This window comes from Aerococcus sp. L_32, assembly GCF_050689315.1.
In genome coordinates, this window is record NZ_JBOEQF010000588.1 from 1 (window position 1) to 1,069 (window position 1,069).

At 41.3% G+C, this 1,069-nt stretch carries 2 protein-coding genes; both read right to left on the reverse strand.

Going from position 1 to position 1,069, the window contains the following annotated elements; genetic code table 11:
• Positions 1–625 (reverse strand): SMC-Scp complex subunit ScpB (gene scpB / locus ACRCJ0_RS14955; protein WP_431391000.1); only part of this gene is annotated, 625 nt, incomplete at its 3' end.
• A partial coding sequence (locus ACRCJ0_RS14960; protein WP_431391001.1) for a segregation/condensation protein A occupies positions 622–1,069 on the reverse strand: 448 nt, incomplete at its 5' end. The genes scpB and ACRCJ0_RS14960, both read right to left, overlap by 4 nt.

The following is a 1,069-nucleotide window of genomic DNA, read 5'->3' on the forward strand; positions in this document are numbered from 1 at the left end:
CTGTTGTTTCATTAAATTCTGTCTGGCTAAGGTCTGTTTGGTTAAAGTCTTTTTGTTCAGGTTCACCGTTATCATCAATTTTAAAAAGGGTCTCTTCATCTACCGAGCCATCTAAGACTAGATTATGAATATCCGGCAAGTCTTCTAAAGACTCCAAACCAAAATATTGGTAGAAGTAAGAAGTTACCCCGTATATAATCGGCCGACCTGGTGAATCCTGACGGCCCGTTTCCATAATCAAATCTCGCTCTAGTAATTTATGGATCATGTTAGATGACTGAACACCTCGAATATCATCAATCGTCATTCGCGTGACTGGCTGTTGGTAGGCAATAATCGCCAATGTTTCCAATGCCGCTTGAGACAATTTCGTTGCAAAAGGAGAAACCGCGTAATTTTTGACCACTTCACCGTATGCTGCCTTGGTCACTAATTGAACTCGTTCATTAATAACGGTAATTCTTAATCCAGATTGTGGGTCGTGTTGGAGACGATTTCTCAAAACCATCACGTAGTATAAAGCCCATTCCTGTCGTATCTCTAACAAGTTGGCAAGTTCATCGACAGCAATCCCATCTTCACCTGCTACGAAAAGTAAACTTTCTATTGCAGCGACTGCATTCATTCACTTTCCTCCCGTCTAATCAATTGAATATCTGCTCTTAAGTTTTCCTGGTATAAGTATAACTCATTTGACTTCACTAATTCCAAAATCGCTAAAAACATACTAATAATTTGACTACGCGATTGAACTTTTCCAAGAAAAACTGCTTCTTGAAACATCAATACATCCCGGTCCGCCTCAACGAAGGCTTGGCGAATATCCGCCATTGCAGTCCCTACCGAGTAAGTCTCACCTGCAATCGTGGTTTGAATAGGTTGTTGATTTTTCAAGCGGAAGGCCATCTTTTGAATGGCTCTATACAAGTCATCAGGCGTTAATTGGCGACCCGTCATAGGGATTTTCTCTTGATAAGCCGATAAGTCTGATGGTTGCTTGGTATATTCCAACGACCGTTCAGCCTGTTTATCCGCTAAGATATGGGAAACTTCCTGGTATTGCTGGAAC